Here is a 24,138-nt window from a genome sequence, read left to right as displayed (position 1 = left end):
CGGGTCACACTCCGGACTCGGTGGGGTGGGCGTCGGCCGTTACCACGGCAGGCGCCGTACGGGCGGGAGGGACGGAGGCCGGTCCCGCGGTCGCCGTCGCCCCGGGGAGAGCGGCGCCGGGGAGAGCGGCGCCGGGACGGGCCGGGCCGGTCGGCAGGGCGACCTCCAGGAGGGTGCCCGCGCCGGGCGAACTCGTCACCGTCACGGAGCCGCCGGCCTGCTCGACGCGAGCGCGCATCCCGCGCAGGCCGTACCCGCCGGTGGCCGCGGGGTCGAAGCCGCGCCCGTCGTCGCGGACCTCCAGGGCGACCGACTCCGGCCGGTAGGCCACCGTGACCTCGGCCCGGCCCGCCTCCGCGTGCCTGCGTACGTTGGCCAGGGCCTCCTGGGTCGCCCGGAGCAGCACGACCTCCGCCGGGCGGGGCAGCGGCCGCGGCTCGCCGGTGACGGAGAAGCCCGTGACGATCCCGGTCTCCTCACCGAGCCGGTCGGTCAGCCGGCGCAACGCCTCGTCCAGGCTGGGGCCGTCGAGCGGGGCCGGGCTGAGTGCGCTGATCAGGGCTCGGGCCTCGGCGAGGTTCTCCCGCGCGGTCCGTACGGCCAGCGCCAGGTGGCGGGACGGGTCCGGCTGCGCCTCGGCCGCCTGGAGCAGCATGATGATGCTGGTGAACCCTTGAGCCAGGGTGTCGTGGATCTCCCCGGCCAGGCGCTCCCGCTCGGCCATGGCTCCGTGCTCGGTCGAGAGCCGGGCCACCTCGGCCCGCTGGGCCTCCAGTTCCTGGATGAGCGCGGCCCGCTCCTCGCTCTGCTCCATGATCCGCTCCATCCAGATGCCGAAGATCGAGGAGAAGAAGATCACAGTGGTGATGATGGTCAGGTAGTTGAACGAGCTCCGCTGGTCTTCCTGGACCAGGTAGCGCACGGCCAGGGGCAGGTTCAGCGTGATCAGGCCGACGATCGCCCAGCGCGCCCGCAGCACCATGAAGCACTGTGAGCAGAGTCCGAAGAGCGCTATCGACGCCGATGGCTCAATGAGCACGGCCGGGGTGAACAACGCGACGAGCAGGACGATGTAGACGACGCCCCGGCGCCGGTCGCCGTTCGTGATCGCGGGCCGGCCGAACAACACGTAGAGCAGGGGGATCGCGGCCAGCGACCCGGCGGCGAGGATCCGCTGCCACGGGGGAAGGTCCTCCATCGCGATGAACACGGCCGGGAGCAGGGTCGAGGCGGCGAGCAGCAGCTCCCAGCCGAGCCGCCGGTGCCATACATGCGGCCCGGCCGGGTCCGGGCTCTGCCGGGTGAACAGGCGGATAGGCCACGCGCGGCGGTGCGGCCCTTCCGCCGGTCCGCTCAACCGTCGCGCCGCCCCTTCCAGCGGAAGGTCGTCAGGCACAGCACCAGCCCTCCAACGAGCCAGGCGCCCAGGACGAGGGCGACCCGGCCGAGTTCGTACGATTTGGCGAGCTCCAGTGTGGCACCGGCGTCACCGAGGAAGACCGACCGGAAACCCTGGCACATCCACTTGAGCGGGAAGAACGAGGCGATCCGCGCCAGCGTGTCGGGAAGCTGGCTGAGCGGGATGAACACCCCCGAGATGAACTGCAGCACCACGAACGGCATCGTGATCACCGCGGCGGCGCTCTTGCCGGATCTGGGCAGGCTGCTGACCGCGACGCCGAGCAGCGACGACCCCAGCACTCCGAGCACGAACACCCAGGCGAAGGTCAGCCAGCTCGATGCGGCGGAGGGCAGCTCCAGATCGAACATCGCCACCCCGATGGCCAGCAGGATGGCCACCTGGAGGAAGGACACGAGCAGCGTGTTCAGCGCCTTGCCGATGAAGTACGCCGCGGGCGGCATCGGCGTCCCGGCCAGCCGCTTGAGCGTGCCGTCCTCCCGGTCCATGGCGATGCCGATGCCGAGGTTCTGGAAACCGGTCATGGTGGCCGAGCCGATGAGTCCGGCCACGTAGAGCTGGGAGACGCTCAGCCCGGTTCCCTCCATCTGGTCGGAGAAGATCGATCCGAAGATCACCAGCAGGATGATCGGGAACGAGAAGGTGAACAGGACCGCGTCCTTCTCCCGGAAGAACATCCTCGTCTCCAGGGCCGCCCGGGACAGTCCCACGCGGAGGGTGGAAGGCATTCGGGCGGGGGCGGCCGTCGCGGCCCTCGGTGCGGCGATTTCGGTCATGGCAGTCAGCAGTCCTCGGCTGTATGGGGGAGCCGGCGGGGTCCACCACCGGCGGGAGGGAAGAAGGGGCCCGTCCTACGCGGGAGTACGCATACCTCGGGTGAGCCGGGAGGAGTCGCCGCCGGGCGGGCGGCTGTGCCCGGCGGAGGCTCAGCCCTCGATGAGGCGGAGGTAGATGTCCTCCAGGGAGGGCCGGATCACGGCCAGCCCGGGGACCTCGCCGTCGAAGCGGCGGCTCAGCTCCAGCACGGTCTTCGTCGGAGTGTCGGTCTCCTCCGAACCGCCGGCCCAGTGGACCGTGGCCTTGGCGGTGGCCCGCCCGCCCAGGGTCGCGGGCGTGCCTTCTGCGACGATCCGGCCGCGGGCCACCACCGCCACCCGGTTGGCCAGCGCCTCGGCCTCGTCCAGGTAGTGGGTGGTCAGCACGATCGTGGTCCCCTGGTGGGCCAAGTCCTGGATCAGCTCCCAGAACCGGCGGCGCGCCTCCGGGTCGAAGCCTGTGGTCGGCTCGTCCAGGAACAGCAGCTCCGGGTTGCCGATCACGCCCAGAGCCACGTCCATCCGGCGCCGCTGGCCGCCGGACAACTGCCTGATCCGCTTGCCCGCCTTGTCGGTCAGGCCGACCCGCTCGATCACCTCGTCCGGGTCCGCCGGGTTCGGGTAGTAGCCCGCGAAGTGCCGGATCGTCTCCCGCACGGTCGCCTCGGCCACGTCGTTGGCCGTCTGGAGCACCACGCCGATCCGCGACCGCCACTCGCGCGTCGGCCGGCCCGGGTCGGTGCCCAGGACGCTCACCTCACCGGCGTCCCGGCGCCGGTAGCCCTCCAGGATCTCCACCGTGGTGGACTTCCCGGCCCCGTTGGGGCCGAGTATCGCGAACACCTCGCCCGCCTGGATGTCGAGGTCGATGCCGCCGACCGCCTGCACGTCGCCGTAGCGCTTGGCCAGCCCGCGCACTCTCACCGCTGTCGTCATGACTCAAGATTCGCGTCCGTACGGCTCGTGGAACACCAACGGCCGGTGGACTCGGTTGTCCTCCTTTCGGAGGACAACCGGCGGGTGCCACACGCCCGGCTCAGAAGAGCGTCGGATTCTCCGGCTCGATGCCGCGCAGGGCGTCGTAGTCGAGCGTCACGCACTCGATGCCGCGGTCGGCGGCGAGCACGCGGGCCTGCGGCTTGATCTCCTGGGCCGCGAAGATGCCCTTGACCGGAGCCAGGCGCGGGTCGCGGTTGAGCAGTTCGAGGTAGCGGGTGAGCTGCTCCACGCCGTCGATGTCGCCGCGCCGCTTGATCTCGACGGCGACCGCGCCGCCGAGGTGGTCGCGGCACAGGATGTCCACGGGGCCGATGGCGGTCATGTACTCCCTGCGCACCAGCGTCCAGCCGTCCCCGAGCGTGGTGATGTGCTCGGCGAGCAGTTCCTGCAGGTGCGCCTCGACGCCGTCCTTGCGCAGGCCGGGATCGACGCCCAGCTCGTGGCTGGAGTCGTGCAGGATCTCCTCGATCGTCAGCACGAGCTTCTCACCGGTCTTGCCGTGCACGACGGACCAGGTTACAACCCCGTCGATCGTCTCCTCGCGGACCTTGCAGGGAGGGTTCATCCAGTTCAGGGGTTTGAACGCGCGGTCGTCGGCGTGTATCGACACGCTTCCGTCCGCCTTCATCAGGATGAGCCGAGGTGCCATGGGGAGATGGGCGGTGAGCCGTCCCACGTAATCCACGCTGCATCGCGCGATGACCAGCCGCATGTGCGCCAACCCTACCGGGGTTGCGGAGGTCCGGAGGCGTTCTGGAACACTGTCCGGCATGGCATGGACGTCGCGGGCGCTCGGAGTCGCCGGGTCCGGCGGCTCGTCACGGCCCGCGTCCGGGGCATCCGCGCGTACGCCGGCCGAGCGGGTGCTGGAAGAATGGGCCGTCATCTCCCGTTCTGCCTGACATGAACCCCCCGGAAGGATGCCCGCCGTGAGTCCCCGCCGTGCCCGCCGCCGCGGCCCCTTCGAACGCCAGGACGGCCACGCCGTACGGCCGGTGGGCCCCCAGGTGGCCGGGGTGGACCGCGTGGAGAGCGCGCACGACGGCGAGTGGGTCGTCCGCAACGTCTCCGGCGCCGCCCAGGGCAAGGCGTACCGGTGCCCGGGGTGCGAGCAGGAGATCAGGCCCGGGCTGCCGCACGTGGTGAGTTGGCCGGCCTGGTCCGGGGGAGAGGACGAGCGGCGGCACTGGCACACCACGTGCTGGCGCAACCGGGCCAACCGGGGTCCGGGCCGCAGCCGTTACTGACACGAGCTTTCGGAGTGGGAATGGACATCAGGGCGTCCACGGTGCTGCCTGCCCGGCGCGAGGACATCGAGCTGCAGACGGCCGACGGGCTCACTCTCGTGGGCGAGGTGGCGTCGCCGGAGAGTCGGCCGCCGGTGGCGACGCTGGTCTGCCTGCATCCTCTGCCCACCCACGGCGGGATGATGGACAGCCACGTGCTGCGCAAGGCGTCCTATCGGCTGCCCGCGCTCGCCGACATCGCGGTGCTGCGCTTCAACACCCGGGGCACGACCTCCGACCGGGGCACCTCGCAGGGGTCCTTCGACGGCGGCGAGGGGGAGCGATGGGACGTCGCCGCAGCCCTGGAGTACGCCGACTTCCACGACCTGCCGAACCCCTGGCTGCTCGGCTGGTCGTTCGGCACCGAGCTGGCGCTGAAGTGGGGCCGCGACCCGATCGTGCGGGGCGCGATCCTGCTGTCGCCGCCGCTGAAGCGGGCCGGCGAGAAGGACCTCGTCGCCTGGGGCGAGTTCGGCCGCCCTCTGGTGGCCCTGGTGCCGGAGCACGACGACTACCTGCGGCCGGAGGAGGCCGCACGCCGGTTCGCGGCGGCGCCGCAGGCGGAGGTCGTCGGCGTGGAGGGGGCCAAGCACCTGTGGGTCGGCGAGCCGTACGTGCGGATCGTGCTGAACGAGATCGTCAAGCGCGTGAACCCGGCCGCCGCGCCGCTGCCGACCACGGTCTGAGGGTGGCGGGCGGGCCGGCTGGGGTCGCGAATCGGTGACGAACGGCGGCGGCGGGCGCGCGGCGCGTTACCGTGACCTGATGCAGCTCTACTCGCGATCCGCCGGGAGCGGCCTGCCAGTCGTCCTGCTCCACGCGTTCCCCCTGTCCTCCGCGATGTGGCTCGCCCAGCGCGAGGGGCTCGCGCCCGTCTGCCGGGTGATCACCCCGGACCTGCGCGGCTTCGGCGGAACGATGCTCGGTGACGACGAGCCCTCGATCGACCTCATGGCCGACGACGTGGTGCACCTGCTCGACCAGGAGGGCGTCGACCGTGCCGTGGTCGGCGGCCTGTCCATGGGCGGCTACGTGGCGATGGCGCTGTGCCGCCGCCACCCGGACCGCGTACGCGGCCTCGTCCTCGCCGACACCAAGGCCCAGGCCGACCCCGAGCCGGCCCGGGCGAACAGGGAGCGGATCGCCGCCGCGGTCCTGGAGAGCGGCACGGGCATCCTCGTGACCGAGTCGCTGCCCCCGATGCTCGGCGCGACCACCAGGGAGCGCAGGGGGATGGTTCTCGGGCGCGTACGCGGGCTCGTCCAGGCGGCGCCGCCCGCGGCCGTCGCGTGGGCCCAGCGGGCGATGGCCGCGCGGCCCGACGCGTTCGGCACGTTGCGGTCTCTGACCGTTCCGGCGCTGGTCGTCGTCGGCGACGAGGACGAGCTGTCGCCGCTCCCGGACGCTCAGGCGATGGCGGAGGCCATCCCGCAGGCACGGCTCGCCGTCATCGAGAAGGCGGGCCACCTGTCCGCCATCGAGCAGCCGGAGGCGTTCAACCGCGTCGTCGCGGAGTTCGTCAAGTCCGTCGACGGACTCGGCTGAGCCGGGAAGCGGGAGCGCGGACACGACGAACGGGGCCCGGCGGTGCCGGGCCCCGTTCGTTCAGCCGTCAGACTCCCCGAATGCGCCAGTGACTACTCCTGCCACCACTCCGCGTCGTCGTCGCTCTTGGTGGAGCTGATCGGCTCGACGGACGGCGTGGCGGGCACGGCCGGCTTCTCCACGACCGGCGGAGCCGACAGGGCCGGCTTCGGCGGGGCCGCGGTGACGGGCGCCGGCTCCGGGTCCATGCCCGGCAGCGGGGCGCCGCCGAGCAGCTGACGGAGCTGGGCGAGGTGGCTGGTGATGCTGTCGCGCTGGCGGGTGAGCTCGTCCACCTGGCGCTGCATCGCCGTACGGGTGCGCTCGGCCTCGGTCTTCGCCTCGGTCACGATCGTGTCGGCGCTGGTCTTGGCGTCGGCCACGAGCTGGTCGGCGTTCTTGCGGGCGTTGGCCAGCAGCTGCTTGGCGTGGGTGTCGGCCTCGCGGCGGGTCTGCTCGGCCTGCTGAGTGGCCTTGGCGGCCCGCTGCTCGGCGGTGGCGGCGCGCTGCTCGGCCTCGGCGACCAGCTTCTGGGTGTTGGCCTGGGCGGTGGCGTGCCGCTCGGCCTCCTGACGCTCGGCCTCCTCGCGGCGGGCGGCGAGCTGAATCTCGAACTCCGCCTCGTCCTGGGCGCGCTTGGCCTCCGACTCCTCCAGGATCCGCTGCGCCTGGGCCCGCATCTCGTCCGCCTGACGCTTGGCCGTGGTGAGCACCTCGTCGCGCTCGCGCTTGGTCGAGGCCCGCAGCTGGGCCACCTCGCGCTCGGTCGTGGTGCGCAGCTTGGCGATCTCGCGCTCGGCGTCCGCCCGCTTCTCCGCGACCTCGTGGTCGGCGGTGGCGCGGATCTTGGCGACCTCGCGCTCGGTGGTGGCGGTCAGCTCGTCGGACTCACGCCTGGCCGTCGACCGGATCTCCTCCGCGTCGCGCTCGGCGGTGCTGCGCATCTCCTCGGCCTCGCGCGTCGCCAGCGCCCGCTTCTCCGCCGCCTCGTTCTCCGCTGCCGCCCGCAGGTCGGCGGCGTCCACCTTGGCGGCGGCGCGGATCTCGTTCGCCTCCGACCTGGCCGCCTGGACGAGCTCGGTTGCCTGCTCCTCCGCGAGCCTGAGCAACTGCTCGATGCGGGCGCCGAGACCCGAGTACGTCGGCCGCTCCTGCTCCTGCAACTGGCGCTGCGAGTCGGTCAGCTCCCGCTGGAGGGCGCTGACCTGTTCCTTGGCCTGACGCAGTTCGGTGTCGAGGGTCTTCAGGTGGTCGTGGACCTGGTGCCGGTCATAACCCCGGAGCACCACGTCGAATTCGCGAGATGGGGCGTCCTCGAAGAAGTTGTTGAGCTGGGCGTCGATGTCGGACTGCATGAGGCTCGATCCTGGTTGTCGAGACGGCTACAGGGGCCGGACGGGGGGTCGGTTCCGAGGCGAGGAAGCCGGTTTGGCGTCCACGTCCGGTGGTACGCCAGCGTACTCCGGTACTGCCGCGTTGGAGGCCCCCTCCGACTTTCTGCGCGACTTGTTACGTATGAACGTTTCTTGCGTTTGCCTAGCGCCTGGACGTCTCGACGAGCTCGGTGAGAACCCCTCCCACGTCCTTAGGATGCAGGAACGCGATCGAGGCTCCCATCGACCCGTGTCTGGGCCGCTCGTCGATCAGGCGCACGCCCTTCGCCCCGATCTCCTCCAGGGCCTTGGTGACGTCCGCCACGCCGTACCCGATATGATGCACGCCCTCGCCCCGCTTGGCGAGGAACTTGCCCACCGCTGTGTCGGGGTGCAGGGGTTCGAGAAGCTGGACATAAGACGCGCCCTGGTCGCCGTCGGCGACGTGCAGCATGGCCTCGCGGACGCCCTGTTCCTCGTTCACCTCCCGGCTGACGACGGTCAGGCCGAAGACGGACTCGTAGAACTCGATCTTCTCTTCCAGGTTGTGGCAGGCCACGCCCACGTGATCGATCCGCAGCAGCATCGCCGTCTCCCTTTGCCGTTAGCGTGCCGCCGCCCGCTCCCGGGCGGCCGTCCTACTCATGGGTATGGTGACACCGTCGCCCCGATCTCGTAGTGGAGGGTCTCAATGTCTGGTTCCGTCATCGTCGCCGGAGCACGCACACCAATCGGACGGCTCCTCGGCTCGCTCTCCGACCTGTCCGCCGTCGAGCTGGGCGGGATCGCGATCAAAGCGGCGCTGGAGCGGGCGGGCGTCTCCCCGGACCAGGTCCAGTACGTGATCATGGGTCAGGTGCTCCAGGCCGGGGCGGGTCAGATTCCCTCGCGCCAGGCGGCGGTGAAGGCCGGCATCCCCATGACCGTGCCCTCCCTCACCATCAACAAGGTCTGCCTGTCGGGCCTCGACGCGATCGCGCTGGCCGACCAGCTCATCCGCGCGGGCGAGTTCGACATCGTCGTCGCGGGCGGCATGGAGTCGATGACCAACGCGCCGCACCTGCTGCCCGGTCTGCGCAAGGGCGTGAAGTACGGCAGCGCCGGGATCCTGGACGCGATGGCCTACGACGGCCTCACCGACGCGTTCGACCAGATCGCGATGGGGGAGTCCACCGAGCGCCACAACGCCAGGCTCGGCCTGACCCGGGAGGAACAGGACGAGTTCTCGGCGCGGTCGCACCAGCGCGCCGCCGAGGCCACCGAGAAGGGCCTGTTCGACGACGAGATCGTCCCGGTGCCGCTGCCGCAGCGCAAGGGTGACCCGGTGCTGTTCTCCGCCGACGAGGGCATCCGCAAGGACACCACGGCCGAGGCCCTGGCGAAGCTGCGCCCGGCGTTCACCAAGGACGGCACCATCACGGCCGGATCGGCCTCGCAGATCTCCGACGGCGCCGTCGCCGTGGTCGTCATGTCGAAGGCCAAGGCCGAGGAGCTGGGCCTCGAATGGCTGGCCGAGATCGGCGCGCACGGCAACGTGGCCGGACCGGACAACTCGCTGCAGTCCCAGCCCGCCAACGCCATCACGCAGGCGCTGGCCAAGCAGGGGCTGGCCGTCGACGACCTCGACCTGCTGGAGATCAACGAGGCGTTCGCCCAGGTCGTGCTGCAGTCGGCGAAGGAGCTCGGCGTCCCGCTCGACAAGGTCAACGTCAACGGCGGCGGCATCGCGCTCGGCCACCCGATCGGCGCGTCCGGCGCCCGGATCGTGCTGACGCTGGCCCACGAGCTGAAGAGGCGCGGCGGCGGCCTCGGCGCGGCCGGCCTGTGCGGCGGTGGCGGCCAGGGCGACGCGCTGATCATCCGGGTTCCCGCGCCCGGCGCCTGATCGGAGCCTCAGGTGGACGTCCGTGAGCTTGTCGGTCAGGCGCGACAGGGACAGCCGCGCGCGGTGGCGCGGCTGATCTCGCTGGTGGAGAACGCCGTCGAAAACGTCGAGAACGCCGCGCAGGCCGCCGCTTCCGCGGCGGCGCCCGCGGCGGCGAGCCGTACGCTGCGCGAGGCGATGGCCGAGCTCGCCACCGGGGCCGCCCGGCCGCACCCCGCCAGGGTCATCGGCCTGACCGGCTCTCCCGGCGTCGGCAAGTCGACCTCGACCGGGATGCTCATCCGGGCGTTCCGCAGGCGCGGCAGCACGGTGGGAGTGCTGGCGGTCGACCCGTCCAGCCCGTTCACCGGTGGCGCTCTGCTCGGCGACCGCGTCCGCATGCAGGACCACGCGACCGACCCCGGCGTCTTCATCCGCAGCATGTCGAGCCGGGGGCACCTGGGCGGGCTCGCGTGGGCCACGCCGCAGGCGCTGCGCGTGCTGGAGGCCGCCGGGTGCGACGTGATCCTCGTCGAGACGGTCGGCGTCGGGCAGGCCGAGGTGGAGATCGCCCGCCTGGCCGACACGACCGTCGTCATCCTCGCGCCGGGCATGGGCGACGGCGTGCAGGCCGCCAAGGCGGGCATCCTCGAGGTCGCCGACGTGCTGGTGGTGAACAAGGCCGACCGCGACGGCGTTCAGACGACCGTGCGGGAGCTGCGGAACATGACGGGCCTCGTCGAGACGCCGTGGCGCCCCCCGATCGTCACGACCGTCGCCTCCAAGGGCGAGGGCGCGGACGACCTGCTGGCCGCGCTGGACAAGCACCAGGCATACCTGGAGGAGTCCGGCGAGGCCCGCAGGCGGCGGCTGGCCAGGGCCCGGGACGAGATCGAGGCCATCGCGCTGGCCCAGCTCCGGTCGCGCTTCGCCGTGCTCCACGGTGACCGCCTCGACGCGCTCGCTGAGCGGCTGCTCGGTGCGGAGACCGACCCCTACACCGCCGCCGACGACCTCATCGCCGCACTGCGTTGAAGTATTCGGGCTGAAGCATTCGGGCTGAAGTATGCGGGCTGAGGTGCCGGGCCGAGCCCCGGCCCGTACGGCTCTCGCATCGCGGCGGCCGACGGGTCAGGGCTCGCCGTTGTACTCGATCTTGATCGTCGTGAAGCCGAGGGACTTCAGCATGCCCTCCATCATGGCCTTGGCGTTCTGGTCGGCCCGGGAGCGCAGGTCACTGGCGGTGGCTGCGTCGGCGATCTTGCGTTCGGCCAGCACGTAGAGCTCCTGCTGGTTCTGCGGCGAGGACGACAGGAAGTCGGAGATCCGGTCGAAGATGCCCCGCTCCTGCGCGAAGACGTACGACCGCTTGTTGTCGAGGTTGGGCTTTTCCAGCTCCGCGTGCGGCAGCCGCACCGTCACCGCCGTGCGGTCGGGGGAGACGGTGAAGGCGTCCTTGGGCAGCGTGGAGAAGTCCACGTAGGCGTCCACGGTGCCGGCGCCCACGAAGAGCGTGCGGGAGCCCTTGATCGCGTCTGGGAGGAACTTCGCGTCCTTCTCCAGGTCGACGATGACCTGGAAGTCGCCGGTCGCGGCCTCGAAGCGGCTCAGGTTCTGCACCGACCGGAGCAGCGCGGGGCCGCTGCGGTCGATGGTCTGCTCGCCCAGCGGGTTGAGCCAGGACCAGGTCAACCGGGCGCCGACCACGAGCAGCAGGATCACGAACAGCAGGCCGGCGAGCACCCGCCAGCCGCGCCGGGAGCGGGGTGCGGGGGCCCCGGCGCTCGCCGTGGCGTCGGTGGCGGCGCCGGAGTCGGCCGGCGCGAACGAGGGACGAGTCTGACGGTCCACGGGGGGAATCTTCCCGGTATTCCCGCGATCTCACGTTCGACAAGATCAGTTCTGTCTACAGGCCATGCTTCGGTCCTCCCAAACCCGTCTTTCGTCCGGACCGATGGCCGGGCCGGCCTCCGCCGCCACGCGCACGCCCCGGCGCGGGTGGCCGGGCGCGGCCTCGCCCACACATCCGGCGGTCTACCGCGCCCCGCCCGGTTCTGCCCCGCGCGGGGCGCGGACTATGCGGCGGGGGCCAGAAGCGTGCCGGGTACGCCCGCCACGCCGGGGTCGTCCTGGGGGCTCGCGTCGCGAGCGTCGATGTCGTCCGTGGCAGGCCGGGCGGGGTCCGTGCGACCACCGGCCCGGTCGCCGTCACGATCGCCGACTCGACCGCCGTCACCTCCCCCGGGGCGGGCGGTGTGTCCGGGGCGCCCGTCGTGCCCGTTCCGGCCGGGAACCGTGCCGCCGGACCGCGGACGGCCGGGCCGGTGGTCCTGGACGGGTGAGGGGCTCGCGCCGCCGGGCCGTTCCTGCGCGCCGGTCTGCGGGCGGCCGGGCCGGCTCTGCGCGGGTGACGGGCTCGCGCCGACGCCGCCGGGCCGTTCCTGCGCGCCGGGCGCACCGGGTCTTTCCTGTGTTCCGGGCCGGTCCGGGGATGCGGCGTCACCGGGCCTGCCGGTCCTTCCGGGCCGCCAGGGGTGCGGCGACCGTCCCGGGCCGGGGGCCCAGGGGCCGCCTCTCCGGGCGCCTTCGCCGTTCGGCGTGTCCCACGGACCCGAGTAACCCGGGCGGCCCGTCGGCCCCTGACCCATCGGGCCCTGCCCCTGACCCATCGGGCCCTGCCCCGCCGGATCCTGGCCGGCGGCGCTCGCGGCGGGAGACGGCCACACCGGGGCGGCCGGACTCGGGCCGGTCCATCCCGGACCGGTCTCGCCGCGCGGGTCCGTGCCCTGCTCCCAGCCGGGGTCGGGGCCGGTCGGCATGCCGGTGGCGACGACCGCACCCGGAGGAGACGGCTCGACCGGATAGCCCGGCGCGTACGCGGGAGTGGGGTTCACCGGATAACCCGACGCGACGGGGTCGGCGGGCCGGGTGCCGCCGCCGAAGTGCTTGGCCTGCAGGCCGCAGGAGACGAAGTCGGAGTAGAACATGCGCAGCCAGTCGCGCCGCTGGCCGTCGCTCAGTTCGGAGAACCAGATGGCCGCCTCGTGGTGCTCGCGCAACGGCCCGCTGGGCAGCGAGACATCCCGCAGCCAGGCGACGACGATGGCCCGGTAGCCCGCGGCCACGGTTCCCGGGCAGGGGCGGGCCAGGCGGTCGAGGAACTCGGTGGCCGCCCGCTGGGCGTACCCGGACCCGAGGTCGTCGATGTGGACGACGACCACTCCCCGCCCCGCCGGGTCCTCCTCGCCGTATGCCCGTTGCTCGACCCTCTTGAAGGCGGCCGGCGTGCCGTCCAGCTTTATCGCGAGCCTGGTGAACACGCTGGCGAGCTCGGCCAGGCCCCCGCGCAGCGCCGGATGCACGCAGACGCTGATCGGCCATTCCTGGCAGACGAGGCGTTCGCTCACCGTTATCGTCCGCGGCACGGTGACGAGCCGGGCCGCGCCGGTCCCGGCGGCCAGCACGGCGATCACCGCGGCGGCCAGCGCCAGCGTCCGCCGGGTCACCAGGGCCACCCATCCGAGGAGCAGCGCGGTGCTGAGGCCCAGCAGCCACAGCGTCTGGTCCCCGTAGGCGGTCTCGCTGACGCCGGAGAGCAGGTCGTACGGCTCCCCGGTGGCGGGCGCGAGCCGGTCGCCCCAGTTGGGCCCGGTGGCCAGCCAGGTGAACAGCCCGAACGTGCCGGCTCCCGCGATCAGCGGGACGACGACGACCGGCACGAGCCAGCCGAGGATCCAGCCGACCACGACGTACAGCCCCAGCCCGGCGACGGACATCGCGAGACCGCCGGGCAGCAGCGGCCCGCCCTGCCCGGTCAGCGCGGCGCGCAGCCCGAGCAGCAGCACGGTGGCCCCGAAGGAGCCGGTGACGACCGCGATGATCGACAGCGGCGCCCTGGCGGCCCGCCACGGCGTCAGGACACGGCCCTTTTCCGCTCGGCGCCTGCGGAACGCGACCCAGGCCGCGAACGCGGCTCCGAGCGGCCCCGTCAGGCGCAGCGAGCCGATGACGGCCGCCACTATGTCGTCCCAGTCCATGAAACCGGGAATGAGGACGCTCCACGCGGCGACGAGCGCGAGCACGAACAGCACGGTCGCCGCGACCAGCGCGCCGTGTCTCAGCTCACCGCGTGAACCGCCCCTATGCTCACCCACAGCGGGGCGCGGCCCCCGGCCACGCCGCCGAAGTCCGGCGCGCATGCGGCGCCGGGACAGCGATGCTGTCCATTGAGAATCTCCCCCGTGTCTGTGTGAGCGGTGCGCGAACCCACGCCGTTCCCCGTGGCGCTGGTTCGCCGGTCGGCCTCGCCTCGCCCGCTGTCGGACGCGTCCCCCGCGGACCCCCGTCCGCGAGACGTCCTCTAGCAGACGGGGTTCCCCGTGCCGCCGGGTTTGCCGCCGCCTCACCTTTCGACGTGGCAACCATAACGGAGCGTGACCCGTACGGGGGGAGTTCTGGGGTCAAGGAATGAATCCGGTTACGCTCGGTGCGCTGGTCGATCTTGGCGGCCGTCGCGCTACCGTATATCGCTGTGTCCGTTCCGCCCAGCTCAGAGCCACCGCCCACGGGTGGCCCCCGGCCGCTCAAGCTCCCGTTCGACCCGATCGAGCGGGCTGCCGAGACCTGGCGTTCGACGTTCGGGCCGTCGTCCGCCATGGCCGCCGTCACTTCGATCATGAGAGCCCATCAGATCCTGCTGGCGCAACTGGACACGCTGCTCAAGCCATACGACCTGACCTTCGCCAGGTATGAGGCGCTCGTGCTGCTCACGTTCAGCCGGGCCGGTTCGCTGCCGCTGTCGAAGATCGGCGAGCGGCTGATGGTGCACCCGACGAGCGTGACCAACACCGTGGACCGCCTCGAGCGGGCCGGCCTGGTCCGCCGCATGCGCAACCCGCGGGACGGCCGCGGTGTGCTCGCCGAGATCACCGACGAGGGCCGCGACATCGTGCGGCGGGCCACGGCCGACCTGATGAACGCGGGTTTCTGCCTGGGCATGTACGACGACGCCGAGCTGGACGAGATGTTCGGCCTGCTCAGGACCCTGCGCGTCGCCGCGGGCGACTTCAGCTCCTGACGCGGCCCTGCGTCGGCATCCCGAACGAGCCCCGGACGAGGGCCGGCAGTTCGGGCGCGGCCGAGGTCTCCTCCAGTGCGGCGCGGTCCTCGCCTGTCTCGGCGGTTCGTGATCCGCGCCGCCCGGGTGGGCCGGTAGCGCACCACCGCACGGGGTGCGCCACCGGCGAGCGTGTCTCAGTGGCCGACGGCGCGCAGGGCGTCGACGATGCCCCTGCCGTAGAAGCCGTTGTTGTCGGCGGCGCCCTCACAGGTGTGCGTGGCGGTCGCCGTGGTGCCGTCCGGCAGGTGGCGGGTGTAGGTGTAGGCGGGCGGGTTCGGGCAGGCCGTCCTGGTGGCCGTGCCCTTGAGGATCGCCTCCACCTTGTCGGGGTCCAGCGTCAGGCCGCCGTGGGCGCGGTCGTGCTTGCCGTACCGGCTGACGATCAGCGCCGCGACGCCGGCCGCGCGCGGTGAGGCCATCGAGGTGCCCTGCAGGTACTGGTAGTAGGCGCAGACCGAGCCCTTGCAGTCCTTCACCACGTACGGCACCGTCGGGTCGCCGTTCTCGTCGATCTCGCCGTTGGCGACGGCGAGCGCCTTGGGATAGGCCGAGAGCGTCGCCTTGGTGATGTCCCTCGTGTCGCCGGGGGTGTCGTAGACGTCGCCACCGGGCGAGGCCACGTCGACGTAGCCGTTGCCGTAGCTCGAGTAGTAGGCCTTCCGCTTGCTGATGCCGGTCGAGGAGACCGAGATCACGTGCTCGGCCTCACCCGGGAGCGAGACGCAGGACGGGGGGATGGTCCGGGTCCGCTCCGTCTGCTGGCCCGGGAAGGCGGCGTAGTCGGGGCTGCCGGCGTCGACGTTCGTCTTGGTGTAGTCGATCGCCTCGTTGCCGGCCGCGCTGACGAGCGTCACACCGTGCGCGTGCGCGTAGTCGATCGCCCGCTGGGTGGCGGCGATGTAGAGCCGCTGCTGGGCCTGCTCCTCCGGGCTGTCGGCAGGGTTGTCGGCGCAGTTGAACAGCCACGGGTCGATGTAGTAGCTCATGTTGACCACGTCGACGCCGATGTCGCCCGCGTAGGTGAGGGCGTCGACGGTGGGCTGGAGGAAGAAGTAGCCCGAGTCCTGGCCGGCTCGCAGGTTCACGATCGTCACCTTCGGCGCGACGCCCGAGATGCCCAGCTTGTTGATGGGCGCGGCGATCGACGAGGCGACGTGGGTGCCGTGGCCGTCCTCGTCCACGTCGTTGGGGTCGGTGCAGGAGCCGTCGGGGTCCTCCTCGCACGGCCCGTCGATCACGGTGCCGTTGGCGTCGGCGGGCAGGTCGACGGTGAAGTTCCGGCTCAGCCTGCGGTCGAAGTTGGGCGCGATGTCGGGGTGCGAGCCGTCGACACCGGTGTCGAGGATGCCGACGAGGACGCCCTTGTCCCCCTGCTCGAACCTGTGGGCCTGGTCCGCGTGGATCTGCTGCATGTCCCACTGCAGGTCGGCGAGCGGCTCGTCCTTGACGTTGCGGCCCCACTTGGGGCCCGTGGCGCCGCCCCGGCCCTCCTTCTCCACGGCTTTGCTCTTGGCCGCCTTCGCCACGGCCTTCCGCGCCGCGGCGGACGCCTTCGCGTCGTCCGGCACGCCGCCGATCACTCGGTTGCGGGTGACTCCTTCGATGGCCGCCGCGCCCTGCAGGGCGGCAGCGAAGTCGGCGTTGGTGGTGCTGACCGTGGCCAGCCCGACCTCGGTGTTCACCTTGATCACGCTGCCGCCCGCCGCTTCGATCGCCTTCTGGGCGTCCGCGGCGGCCGCGCCTTCCTTGTACAAAACCACGTATTCGGTCTGGGCCGCCGACCCGGCGGCCGCTGGTTCGGCCTGCGCGGGTATGGCGAGGGTTGCCGCCACCATCGCCGCGGTCGCGGCGACGACTGTCAAGCGCTTCACATCCACCTCCGTGTGGACTTCAAGGGCGCTGACCATGTTTGAAGATTTCCTCGCTCTGTCAAAGGTCCGTGACAATTCGCGACCAACGTGTGACATGAACGCGGGGAGGCGGCCGGCCGGCCGGGGGAGCGGTGGTGGCCGAATTTATTAGGACGTCCTAGTATTTTCTCGGAGAGTGAGACCCGGGGAGGGGTACATGAAGCCGGATGCGACGAGCGCCGAGGCGACAGAGGCGGGCAGGGCCCGCTGGCAGGCGCGGTACGACGCCGCCTTCAAACGGGACCGCGAGTTCCGGACCCTGTCGGGGCTGGAGGTGGACCCCGTCTACGGGCCGCCCGGGGAGGACCCCAGGTTCGAGCGCATCGGCTGGCCGGGCGAGTTCCCCTTCACCCGCGGCCTGTACGCCACCGGCTACCGCGGCCGTCCCTGGACCATCAGGCAGTTCGCCGGGTTCGGCAACGCCAGGCAGACCAACGAGCGCTACAAGATGATCCTCGGCGCCGGGGGCGGCGGCCTGTCGGTGGCGTTCGACATGCCGACGCTGATGGGCCGCGACTCCGACGATCCCCGCTCGCTCGGCGAGGTGGGCCACTGCGGCGTGGCGATCGACTCGGCCCTCGACATGGACCTGCTGTTCGACGGCATCCCGCTCGGCGAGGTCACCACGTCGATGACGATCAGCGGGCCCGCCGTGCCGATCTTCTGCATGTACGTGGTCGCGGCCGAGCGGCAGGGCGTGCCGGTGGGGAAGCTCAACGGCACGCTCCAGACGGACATCTTCAAGGAGTACATCGCGCAGAAGGAGTGGCTGTTCGCACCCGAGCCGCACCTGCGGCTGATCGGCGACCTGATGGAGTTCTGCGCCGCCGAGATCCCCGCGTACAAGCCGCTGTCGGTGTCGGGCTACCACATCCGCGAGGCGGGGGCCACGGCCGCGCAGGAGCTGGCCTTCACGCTCGCCGACGGCTTCGGCTACGTCGAGCTGGGCCTGTCGCGCGGGCTCGACGTGGACGTGTTCGCGCCGGGCCTGTCGTTCTTCTTCGACGCGCACATCGACTTCTTCGAGGAGATCGCGAAGTTCCGCGCCGCGCGGCGCATCTGGGCCCGCTGGATGCGCGACGTGTACGGCGCGCGCACCGAGAAGGCGCAGTGGCTGCGCTTCCACACCCAGACGGCGGGGGTGTCGCTGACCGCGCAGCAGCCGGACAACAACGTCGTCCGCACCGCGATCGAGGCGCTGGCGGCCGTGCTCGGCGGCACCAACTCGCTGCACACCAACGCGCTGGACGAGGTGCTCGCGCTGCCGTCGGAGAAGGCCGCCGAGATCGCGCTGCGCACCCAGCAGGTGATCATGGAGGAGACGGAGGTCGTCAACGTCGTCGACCCGCTGGGCGGCTCCTGGTACGTCGAGGCGCTGACCGACCGGCTGGAGGCCGAGGCGGAGAAGACCTTCGCGAGGATCCGGGAGATGGGCGGCGACGGCACGATGACCGCCGGCATCCTCCGGGGCATCGAGGACGGCTGGTTCATGTCGGAGATCGCCGAGTCGGCCTTCGACTACCAGCGCAAGCTGGAGAAGGGCGACAAGCGGATCGTCGGCGTGAACTGCCACACCTCGACCGTGGAGCAGCCGCTGGAGATCCTGCGGATCAGCCATGAGGTCGAGGTCGAGCAGCGCAGGGTGCTGGCCGAGCGGCGCGCCGCGCGGGACCAGGAGGCCGTCGACGCGGCGCTGGCCGCCCTGCGGGCCGCGTCCAAGGGCGACGACAACATGATCCCGCCCATGCTGGAGGCCGTACGGGCCGAGGCCACGCTGGGCGAGATCTGCGACGTCCTGCGCGAGGAGTGGGGCACCTACTCCGAGCCCGCCGCTTTCTAGAGTCCGGCCAGGGCGGTTTCCAGAGTCAGGCCAGGGCGGTTTCCAGAGTCAGGCCAGGGCGGCGACGCGGTCAAGGAGGGCTTCGAGGGTCTTGTCGTCCGTGGCCGGGGCCATGACCGTCACCCGCAGGTGGCGGACGCCCCCGAGCTCGGTCGAGGTCAGATGGAAGGAGCCCTCCTCCAGCAGGGTCTCGCGAATGGCGGCCTGGTCCCCGTCGCCGTACCGGAAGCAGACGATGTTGCTCTCCGGCTCGTACGGGCAGTGGAAGCCGGGCCGTTCGCGGGCCAGTTCCCAGAAACGGCGCGCGGTGGCGTACCGCCGCACCACGTGCTCGCCGAGGCCGCGCTCACCCCGCCAGGCCAGGTTGAGGAAGACCTTCAGCCCGAGCGCGGCCTTGGTGCACTCCACGGTTCTGCCGATCAGGTCGAACCCCTGGTCGCCGTAGAACAGGTAGCTGGCCCGCTGCCGGAACGCGGCGTCCAGGTCGCCCTCGCGCCGGACGAGCACGGCCGCCGCGAGGCCCGAGGTGCGCAGCATCTTGTGCGCGTCCCAGATGAGGGAATCGGCCAGCTCGACGCCGTCGAGCAGGTGGCGGTGCTCGTCGCTGAGCAGCGCCGACGCGCCGTGCGCGCCGTCCACGTGGAACCACAGGCCGTGCTCGGCGCAGAACTCGCCGATGGGCCGCAGGTCGTCGTACAGGCCGGTGCCGGTGGCGCACGCGGCCGCGACCAGGGCCATCGGCCGCCGGCCGGCCCGCCGCGCCCGGTCGAGCCCCTCGGCCAGCCGGGCCACGTCGATCCTGCCCAGGTCGTCCACGTCGAGCGGCACGACCGCGCGCTCGCCGAGACCGAGGATCGCCGCCGCCCGGGTGACCGAGTAGTGCGCCGACGGCGGCGCGAGGACGGCGAGATCGCCGGGCACGCCCTCGGTCCACGCGTCCGGCGCGGCGGCGGCCCGCGCGGCGAGCAGCGCGGTCAGGTTGGCCAGCGACCCGCCGTGGGTGAGCACGCCGCCGCCCTCGGGGAAGCCGACCTTGCCGAGCATCCAGCGCAGCACCTCGAACTCGACGGTCGCCGCCGCGGCGCCCATCTCGTAGATCGCCATCGGGTTGTTGATCGCGCCGTGGACGAAGTCGGCCAGCGCGGCGGGGAAGTCGGGCGCGGCCGTCTGGTGGGCGAGGTAGGCCGGATGATGCAGCCGCGTGCTCTCCGCGAGATACGCGTCGAGCCACTCCCGGTAGCTCTCGGGGGTCATGCCGCCCTCCTGGATCCAGCCGGCGAGCCCGAGCCGCCCGGCCAGTTCTCCGGGCGGCCTGCGGCGGATCACCGGCACCGCCCCGTCCTGGCTCTCCCGGACGTACGCGGCGAGGCCCTGCACGGTCACCTCTGCGGCGTGGACGAAGTCGTCGATGTCCCAGGCGTGATTCGGCGTCATGCCGCGATGATGGCCGCCGTGGACACCCGTCCGCCATAGAGGCCGAATCGGCGAAGGGAAGAAGGCGTGAGCGCCGAACTGGATTCGACCGACAGGAAGATCCTGGAGCTGCTGCAGAAGGACGCGCGGCTGCCCAACAAGGATCTCGCCGAGCAGGTCGGCGTCGCCCCCTCCACCGCTCTCGAACGCGTGCGGTCGCTGCGCCGGCGCGGCCTGATCACGGCCTTCCGCGCGGAGGTCGACACCCAGGCGCTCGGACGGTCGCTGGAGGCGCTGCTGGCGCTGCGCGTGCGGCCCCACACGAGCCAGCTGGTGGACCCGCTGCGGGCGTTCGTGCTCGGGCTTCCCGAGACGGTCGCGCTGTTCCACGTGGCCGGCCCGCAGGACTTCCTGGTGCACGTCGCGGTGCCCGACGCCGATCACCTGCACCGGCTGATCCTCGAGCGCATCCTGGTCCGCCCGGAGATCGTCCATCTGGAGACGACGCTGATCTTCCGTACCGAGCGCAGGACCGTCCAGGGCCCGGTCGGCTGAAGGGCGGGGACGGTCGGTCTCAGGCGCCCACGGTCCCGTCGACGCCCTCGCGCAGGAAGTCGGCGTGGCCGTTGTGCCGGGCGTACTCGTGGATCATGTGCAGCATCACCAGCCGCAGCGAGACCTCCTCATCCCACCGGGGCTGGTAGGCGGTGACGTCGAGCGACTCCGCCGCGCGCTCGATCCTGCGGGAGTGCTCGACCTCCGCCTGCCAGGCGGCGAACGCCTCCGCGCCGGTGGACCCGCTCGGGTCGTACGCCGCCTGGTAGTCGCCCTCCTCCGACCAGACGAGCGGCACGTCCTCCTTGCCGATCACACGGCGGAACCACGCGCGCTCGACCTCGGCCATGTGCCTGACCAGGCCGAGCAGCGTGAGCGTCGACGGGGGCATCGACCTGCGGCGCAGCTCCTCGTCCGACAGGCCGTCGCACTTCAGCGCGAGCGTGGCCCGGTGGTAGTCGAGGAACGCCCGCAGCATCTCGCGCTCGCCGGCGACGGTCGGCGGGCCGATGCGTTCCACTGCCATGTCCTGCTCCCTCCATATGGCGTTTTGTGCGTCGTTCACCCTACGGCGGGCGCCGGTCCGCCTCGATCGCCGGAGGAAGGCGGCGGGGATCGCACGGATCACGCGGGCGGGTACGGCAGGATTGGGGGTATGGCAGCGGAGTTCTCTCGACCTGGATCGCTCTACGGCGCCGTGGACCTCGGCGCACGCAAGCAGGCACTCGAGGCCCAGTCGCGGCGTGAGGCCGCCGGGCCGTCCGGAGCCGCCTCGGCGGACGTCATCGAGGTGACCTCGGCCACCTTCAACGCCGACGTGGTGGAGCGCTCCCTGAGCGTTCCCGTGATCGTCGAGGCGACGGTGACCAGGGCCGAGCAGGTCCGGCAGTTCAGCGGCGTTATGGAGAAGCTGGCCGCGGAGGCGGCGGGCGCGTGGGTGCTGGCGAGGGTGGACGTGGAGGCCGACCCGCAGCTCGCCCAGGCGCTGCGGATGCGCGCCGTGCCCACCGTCTATCTGGCCTTCCAGGGGCAGCTCATGCCCCTGTTCGAGGGCCCATTGCCGGAGTCGCAGCTCCGGCAGGCATTGGCGCAGGTGTTCGAGCAGCTCGGCATGGAGCCGGCCGCGCCGGGCGAGGACCAGCCCGCCGAGCCGCCGGTCGATCCCGAGCTCCTGGCGGCCGAGCAGGCCGTGGAGAAGGGCGACCTGGACGCCGCGGCCGCGGCGTACGAGCGCCTGCTGGCGAGGTCGCCGTCGGACGAGGGCGCGAAGATCGGCCTCGCGGGGGTCGGGCTGCTGCGGCGCACGCAGGACCTCGATCCGGCAGACGTGCTGCGCCGGGCCGCCGGAAACACCGACGACGTGGACGTGCAGACGCAGGCCGCCGACCTGGAGATGGTGAACGGCCAGGTGGACGAGGCGTTCGACCGGCTCGTCGCGCTCGTGCGGCGCACCCGGGGCGCCGACAGGGACAAGGCGCGCGTCCACCTGCTGGGGCTGTTCGACGCGCTGCCCGCCGACGACCCGTCCGTGACGCGGGCGCGCAGGGCGCTGGCCAGCGCGCTTTTCTGACCCGTTTCTGGCCGGTTCCGGCCCGCGCCCGCCCGGCCCCGGCGGCACGGCGGCGCGGGCCGGGCACGGCGCGTGGCGGAACAGCACGGGTACGGGCTGAAACACCCCGCCGGGGATGGCACGATGGATAGCACCCATGAGCCGTCCAGCCGGATGCGCGAGCGTGGCCGCCCCGCGGAGGCCGCGCCCCACTGGAGCAGCCGGGAGAGCACGGCCAGGCATCACCCGCAAAGGAGCGGATAGACGTGGCCACCGTGCCCAGCGTGTCCTACTCGATCACCGTGCGCCTCGAGGTGCCCGCAGGGGGCAAGGCGGTCAGCCTGCTCACCCACGCGGTGGAGAACGCGGGCGGCGTGGTGACCGCCCTCGACGTGACCAACGCCGGTCACGAGAAGCTCCGCATCGACGTGACGTGCGCGGCCAAGGACGCCGACCACGTGCAGGCGATCGTGGACAGCCTCGGCGCGGTCGAGGGTGTCGCGATCCACAAGGTCTCCGACCGGACCTTCCTCATGCACCTCGGCGGCAAGATCGAGATGCAGTCGAAGGTCCCCCTGCGCAACCGCGACGAGCTGTCGATGGCGTACACCCCGGGGGTGGCGCGGGTCAGCCTGGCGATCGCGCGCAACCCCGAGGACGCCCGCCGCCTCACGATCAAGCGGAACTCGGTCGCCGTCGTCACCGACGGCTCGGCCGTCCTCGGCCTCGGCAACATCGGCCCCGCCGCCGCACTGCCGGTGATGGAGGGCAAGGCCGCCCTGTTCAAGCGGTTCGCCGGTATCGACGCCTGGCCCATCTGCCTCGACACGCAGGACGTGGACGAGATCGTCGCGACCGTGCGGGCCATCGCGCCGGGCTTCGGCGGCATCAACCTGGAGGACATCTCGGCGCCGCGCTGCTTCGAGGTGGAGCGCCGGCTGCGTGAGCTGCTCGACATCCCGGTCTTCCACGACGACCAGCACGGCACCGCCATCTGCGTGCTCGCCGCGCTGACCAACGCGCTGAAGGTCGTCGGCAAGGAGCTTTCCGAGGTGCGGATCGCGATGGCCGGCGCCGGCGCGGCCGGCACCGCCGTCCTGCGCCTGCTGATGGCGGCCGGGGCGAGGAACGTCGTCGTCTGCGACTACCGGGGGGCGGTGCACCTCGGCCGCGACGACCTCGACGACTCGCTGCGGTGGATCGCCGAACACACCAACAGCGAGGGGTACGGCGGCGACCTGCGCGGCGCGGTCAAGGGCGCCGACGTCTTCATCGGCGTCTCCGCGCCGGGGATCCTGACCGGGGACGACGTCGCCGCCATGGCGAAGGACGCGGTGGTGTTCGCGCTGGCCAACCCCGAGCCGGAGGTCTCCCCTGACGACGCCCGCGAGCACGCGGCGGTCGTGGCCACGGGCCGGTCGGACTACCCCAACCAGATCAACAACGTGCTGGCGTTCCCGGGCGTGTTCCGCGGCCTGCTCGACGCCCAGGCGGACGGCGTCACGCCGGAGATGCTCCTCGCGGCGGCCCGCGCGCTGGCCGCGGTCGTGACGAGCGAGGAGCTCGGTCCCAACTACATCATTCCCAGCGTCTTCCACCCCGACGTGGCCAACGCGGTGGCGGCGGCCGTACGAGAGTCGGCCGGGGGCAAGGCGCGCGGCTTCACCGAGGCCTGATCGGCTACCGATTGGTGACGGCGTCGTCACGATAAGTAATATGACGCGGCAAACCGGGGTCGGCGTACACGAATCCGCAATCCTCCCTCATGATGGGATGTATGGCGGAGGCGATCTACGTCGGCGGGTTGCTTGTAGCGACGCCACTGCTCGACGACCCCAACTTCCGGCGTAGCGTGGTGCTCGTCCTGGAGCACGACGAGGACGGCGGCACTTTGGGTGTGGTGCTCAACCGGCCCAGCGAGATCGCCGTGACCCAGGTCTTACCATCCTGGGACGCCCTGGTCACGGGTCCTCCGGTGCTGTTCGAGGGGGGCCCGGTGCAGACGGACAGCGCGCTCGCGCTCGCCGTCGTGCTCAGCGGCGAGGAGCCGCTGGGCTGGCGCCGGCTGCAGGGCCGGGCGGCGGTCTCGCGCCTCGGCACGGTGGACCTCGACGCGCCCCCGGAGATCCTGGCGGGGGAGATCTCCCAGATGCGGATCTTCGCGGGCTACGCGGGCTGGACCGGGGGACAGCTCGAGAACGAGCTCCAGGAGGGCGCCTGGTACGTCGTGGACTCCGAGCCGGGGGACACCTTCCACCCGAACCCGGCCACGCTGTGGCGCACCGTGCTGCGCAGGCAGAAGGGGGACCTCGCACTGGTCGCCACCTTCCCCGACGACCCCCTGCTCAACTGATCCCCCCGGCACGCCCCGCCCGGCCCGCGCCGTGACAGGCGGTGACACGCGGAGGCCG

Annotated in this window: 23 protein-coding genes; 12 read left to right on the top strand and 11 right to left on the bottom strand. The window is 71.9% G+C overall.

Features of this window, described 5'->3' with window-relative positions; all coding sequences use genetic code 11:
• Positions 1–4: 4 nt before the first annotated feature.
• The 4 genes from QSK36_RS23535 to nucS all read right to left on the bottom strand — a co-directional run bounded on the left by QSK36_RS23535 (position 5) and on the right by nucS (position 3,946).
• Entirely contained in the window at positions 5–1,357 is a 1,353-nt protein-coding gene (locus QSK36_RS23535) for a sensor histidine kinase (RefSeq protein ID WP_285783892.1), read from the bottom strand.
• Positions 1,354–2,130 carry an ABC transporter permease gene (locus QSK36_RS23530; protein ID WP_352240789.1) on the bottom strand — a complete coding sequence of 259 codons (777 nt, stop codon included), beginning with the start codon at positions 2,128–2,130 and terminating at the stop codon, positions 1,354–1,356. The genes QSK36_RS23535 and QSK36_RS23530 overlap by 4 nt, the downstream gene beginning before the upstream one ends.
• A 216-nt stretch (positions 2,131–2,346) precedes the next feature.
• The gene (locus QSK36_RS23525) at positions 2,347–3,171 is read right to left on the bottom strand and encodes an ABC transporter ATP-binding protein (RefSeq protein WP_183535395.1); all 825 of its coding nucleotides are present in this window, start codon (positions 3,169–3,171) and stop codon (positions 2,347–2,349) included.
• A gap of 100 nt (positions 3,172–3,271) precedes the next feature.
• The gene (nucS, locus tag QSK36_RS23520) at positions 3,272–3,946 is read right to left on the bottom strand and encodes an endonuclease NucS (RefSeq protein ID WP_139575885.1); all 675 of its coding nucleotides are present in this window, start codon (positions 3,944–3,946) and stop codon (positions 3,272–3,274) included.
• A 58-nt stretch (positions 3,947–4,004) separates the two neighbouring features.
• Here nucS and QSK36_RS23515 point away from each other — a divergent pair, with 58 nt between their 5' ends.
• From QSK36_RS23515 to QSK36_RS23500, 4 genes are all read left to right on the top strand, one after another.
• On the top strand, positions 4,005–4,136 hold the full coding sequence (locus QSK36_RS23515) for a hypothetical protein (protein WP_285783891.1): 132 nt from the start codon (positions 4,005–4,007) through the stop codon (positions 4,134–4,136).
• Between the two features lie 27 nt (positions 4,137–4,163).
• Positions 4,164–4,481 (top strand): Rv1322 family protein, encoded by a 318-nt coding sequence (locus tag QSK36_RS23510; protein WP_182901189.1) that lies wholly within the window; start codon positions 4,164–4,166, stop codon positions 4,479–4,481.
• Positions 4,482–4,501: 20 nt separating this feature from the next.
• Positions 4,502–5,206, top strand: a complete 705-nt coding sequence (locus QSK36_RS23505) for an alpha/beta hydrolase (protein WP_285783890.1) — start codon at positions 4,502–4,504, stop codon at positions 5,204–5,206.
• Between the two features lie 79 nt (positions 5,207–5,285).
• Entirely contained in the window at positions 5,286–6,065 is a 780-nt protein-coding gene (locus QSK36_RS23500; protein WP_183535401.1) for an alpha/beta fold hydrolase, read from the top strand.
• Positions 6,066–6,157: 92 nt separating this feature from the next.
• Here QSK36_RS23500 and QSK36_RS23495 read toward each other — a convergent pair whose 3' ends face one another.
• Positions 6,158–7,459 carry a DivIVA domain-containing protein gene (locus QSK36_RS23495; protein WP_285783889.1) on the bottom strand — a complete coding sequence of 434 codons (1,302 nt, stop codon included), beginning with the start codon at positions 7,457–7,459 and terminating at the stop codon, positions 6,158–6,160.
• Positions 7,460–7,640: 181 nt separating this feature from the next.
• Entirely contained in the window at positions 7,641–8,063 is a 423-nt protein-coding gene (gene mce, locus QSK36_RS23490) for a methylmalonyl-CoA epimerase (protein ID WP_030510471.1), read from the bottom strand.
• A 105-nt stretch (positions 8,064–8,168) separates the two neighbouring features.
• Between mce and QSK36_RS23485 the strand changes: the two genes are divergently transcribed.
• Together QSK36_RS23485 and meaB are read left to right on the top strand one after the other, a co-directional pair.
• Positions 8,169–9,362 (top strand): acetyl-CoA C-acetyltransferase, encoded by a 1,194-nt coding sequence (locus tag QSK36_RS23485; protein ID WP_183535405.1) that lies wholly within the window; start codon positions 8,169–8,171, stop codon positions 9,360–9,362.
• A gap of 12 nt (positions 9,363–9,374) precedes the next feature.
• The gene (meaB, locus tag QSK36_RS23480; protein WP_285783888.1) at positions 9,375–10,376 is read left to right on the top strand and encodes a methylmalonyl Co-A mutase-associated GTPase MeaB; all 1,002 of its coding nucleotides are present in this window, start codon (positions 9,375–9,377) and stop codon (positions 10,374–10,376) included.
• 96 nt (positions 10,377–10,472) lie between these two features.
• Here the strand turns inward: meaB and QSK36_RS23475 are convergent, their stop codons facing one another.
• A complete protein-coding gene (locus QSK36_RS23475; RefSeq protein WP_285783887.1) occupies positions 10,473–11,192 on the bottom strand; it encodes a DUF4230 domain-containing protein in 720 nt (239 codons plus the stop codon).
• Between the two features lie 224 nt (positions 11,193–11,416).
• Positions 11,417–13,495, bottom strand: a complete 2,079-nt coding sequence (locus QSK36_RS23470; RefSeq protein WP_285783886.1) for a hypothetical protein — start codon at positions 13,493–13,495, stop codon at positions 11,417–11,419.
• 377 nt (positions 13,496–13,872) lie between these two features.
• Here QSK36_RS23470 and QSK36_RS23465 point away from each other — a divergent pair, with 377 nt between their 5' ends.
• The gene (locus QSK36_RS23465) at positions 13,873–14,418 is read left to right on the top strand and encodes a MarR family winged helix-turn-helix transcriptional regulator (protein ID WP_139575893.1); all 546 of its coding nucleotides are present in this window, start codon (positions 13,873–13,875) and stop codon (positions 14,416–14,418) included.
• Positions 14,419–14,594: 176 nt separating this feature from the next.
• Here QSK36_RS23465 and QSK36_RS23460 read toward each other — a convergent pair whose 3' ends face one another.
• Positions 14,595–16,331 (bottom strand): S8 family serine peptidase, encoded by a 1,737-nt coding sequence (locus QSK36_RS23460; RefSeq protein WP_285783885.1) that lies wholly within the window; start codon positions 16,329–16,331, stop codon positions 14,595–14,597.
• A gap of 196 nt (positions 16,332–16,527) precedes the next feature.
• Between QSK36_RS23460 and icmA the strand changes: the two genes are divergently transcribed.
• Positions 16,528–18,210 carry a coenzyme B12-dependent isobutyryl-CoA mutase large subunit gene (gene icmA / locus QSK36_RS23455; protein ID WP_183535411.1) on the top strand — a complete coding sequence of 561 codons (1,683 nt, stop codon included), beginning with the start codon at positions 16,528–16,530 and terminating at the stop codon, positions 18,208–18,210.
• A gap of 48 nt (positions 18,211–18,258) precedes the next feature.
• On the opposite strand, the gene QSK36_RS23450 is transcribed toward icmA, so the two are convergent.
• Positions 18,259–19,644, bottom strand: coding sequence for a pyridoxal phosphate-dependent decarboxylase family protein (locus tag QSK36_RS23450; protein WP_285783884.1), 1,386 nt, complete (start codon positions 19,642–19,644; stop codon positions 18,259–18,261).
• A 66-nt stretch (positions 19,645–19,710) separates the two neighbouring features.
• Between QSK36_RS23450 and QSK36_RS23445 the strand changes: the two genes are divergently transcribed.
• Positions 19,711–20,178 carry an Lrp/AsnC family transcriptional regulator gene (locus tag QSK36_RS23445; protein WP_285783883.1) on the top strand — a complete coding sequence of 156 codons (468 nt, stop codon included), beginning with the start codon at positions 19,711–19,713 and terminating at the stop codon, positions 20,176–20,178.
• 19 nt (positions 20,179–20,197) lie between these two features.
• Here QSK36_RS23445 and QSK36_RS23440 read toward each other — a convergent pair whose 3' ends face one another.
• Entirely contained in the window at positions 20,198–20,704 is a 507-nt protein-coding gene (locus QSK36_RS23440; RefSeq protein WP_183535417.1) for a DinB family protein, read from the bottom strand.
• 129 nt (positions 20,705–20,833) lie between these two features.
• Between QSK36_RS23440 and QSK36_RS23435 the strand changes: the two genes are divergently transcribed.
• From QSK36_RS23435 to QSK36_RS23425, 3 genes are all read left to right on the top strand, one after another.
• The gene (locus QSK36_RS23435; protein ID WP_183535419.1) at positions 20,834–21,748 is read left to right on the top strand and encodes a tetratricopeptide repeat protein; all 915 of its coding nucleotides are present in this window, start codon (positions 20,834–20,836) and stop codon (positions 21,746–21,748) included.
• A gap of 245 nt (positions 21,749–21,993) precedes the next feature.
• Positions 21,994–23,403: an NAD-dependent malic enzyme gene (locus tag QSK36_RS23430; RefSeq protein ID WP_139575900.1), complete on the top strand. Its 1,410-nt coding sequence runs from the start codon at positions 21,994–21,996 to the stop codon at positions 23,401–23,403.
• Between the two features lie 101 nt (positions 23,404–23,504).
• A complete protein-coding gene (locus QSK36_RS23425) occupies positions 23,505–24,080 on the top strand; it encodes a YqgE/AlgH family protein (RefSeq protein ID WP_139575901.1) in 576 nt (191 codons plus the stop codon).
• Positions 24,081–24,138 lie beyond the last annotated feature (58 nt).

This window comes from Microbispora sp. NBRC 16548 (assembly GCF_030268985.1).
Classification (GTDB): Bacteria; Actinomycetota; Actinomycetes; order Streptosporangiales; family Streptosporangiaceae; genus Microbispora; species Microbispora catharanthi.
This window is presented reverse-complemented; position numbering and strand designations above follow the sequence as displayed.

Coding starts and splice junctions, on each gene's coding strand:
- QSK36_RS23450 (WP_285783884.1), bottom strand. CDS start 19,644: ATGACGCCGAATCACGCCTGGGACATCGACGACTTCGTCCACGCCGCA.
- QSK36_RS23525 (WP_183535395.1), bottom strand. CDS start 3,171: ATGACGACAGCGGTGAGAGTGCGCGGGCTGGCCAAGCGCTACGGCGAC.
- QSK36_RS23505 (WP_285783890.1), top strand. CDS start 4,502: ATGGACATCAGGGCGTCCACGGTGCTGCCTGCCCGGCGCGAGGACATC.
- QSK36_RS23485 (WP_183535405.1), top strand. CDS start 8,169: ATGTCTGGTTCCGTCATCGTCGCCGGAGCACGCACACCAATCGGACGG.
- QSK36_RS23435 (WP_183535419.1), top strand. CDS start 20,834: ATGGCAGCGGAGTTCTCTCGACCTGGATCGCTCTACGGCGCCGTGGAC.
- mce (WP_030510471.1), bottom strand. CDS start 8,063: ATGCTGCTGCGGATCGATCACGTGGGCGTGGCCTGCCACAACCTGGAA.
- icmA (WP_183535411.1), top strand. CDS start 16,528: ATGAAGCCGGATGCGACGAGCGCCGAGGCGACAGAGGCGGGCAGGGCC.
- QSK36_RS23515 (WP_285783891.1), top strand. CDS start 4,005: ATGGCATGGACGTCGCGGGCGCTCGGAGTCGCCGGGTCCGGCGGCTCG.
- nucS (WP_139575885.1), bottom strand. CDS start 3,946: ATGCGGCTGGTCATCGCGCGATGCAGCGTGGATTACGTGGGACGGCTC.
- QSK36_RS23440 (WP_183535417.1), bottom strand. CDS start 20,704: ATGGCAGTGGAACGCATCGGCCCGCCGACCGTCGCCGGCGAGCGCGAG.
- QSK36_RS23425 (WP_139575901.1), top strand. CDS start 23,505: ATGGCGGAGGCGATCTACGTCGGCGGGTTGCTTGTAGCGACGCCACTG.
- QSK36_RS23495 (WP_285783889.1), bottom strand. CDS start 7,459: ATGCAGTCCGACATCGACGCCCAGCTCAACAACTTCTTCGAGGACGCC.
- QSK36_RS23500 (WP_183535401.1), top strand. CDS start 5,286: ATGCAGCTCTACTCGCGATCCGCCGGGAGCGGCCTGCCAGTCGTCCTG.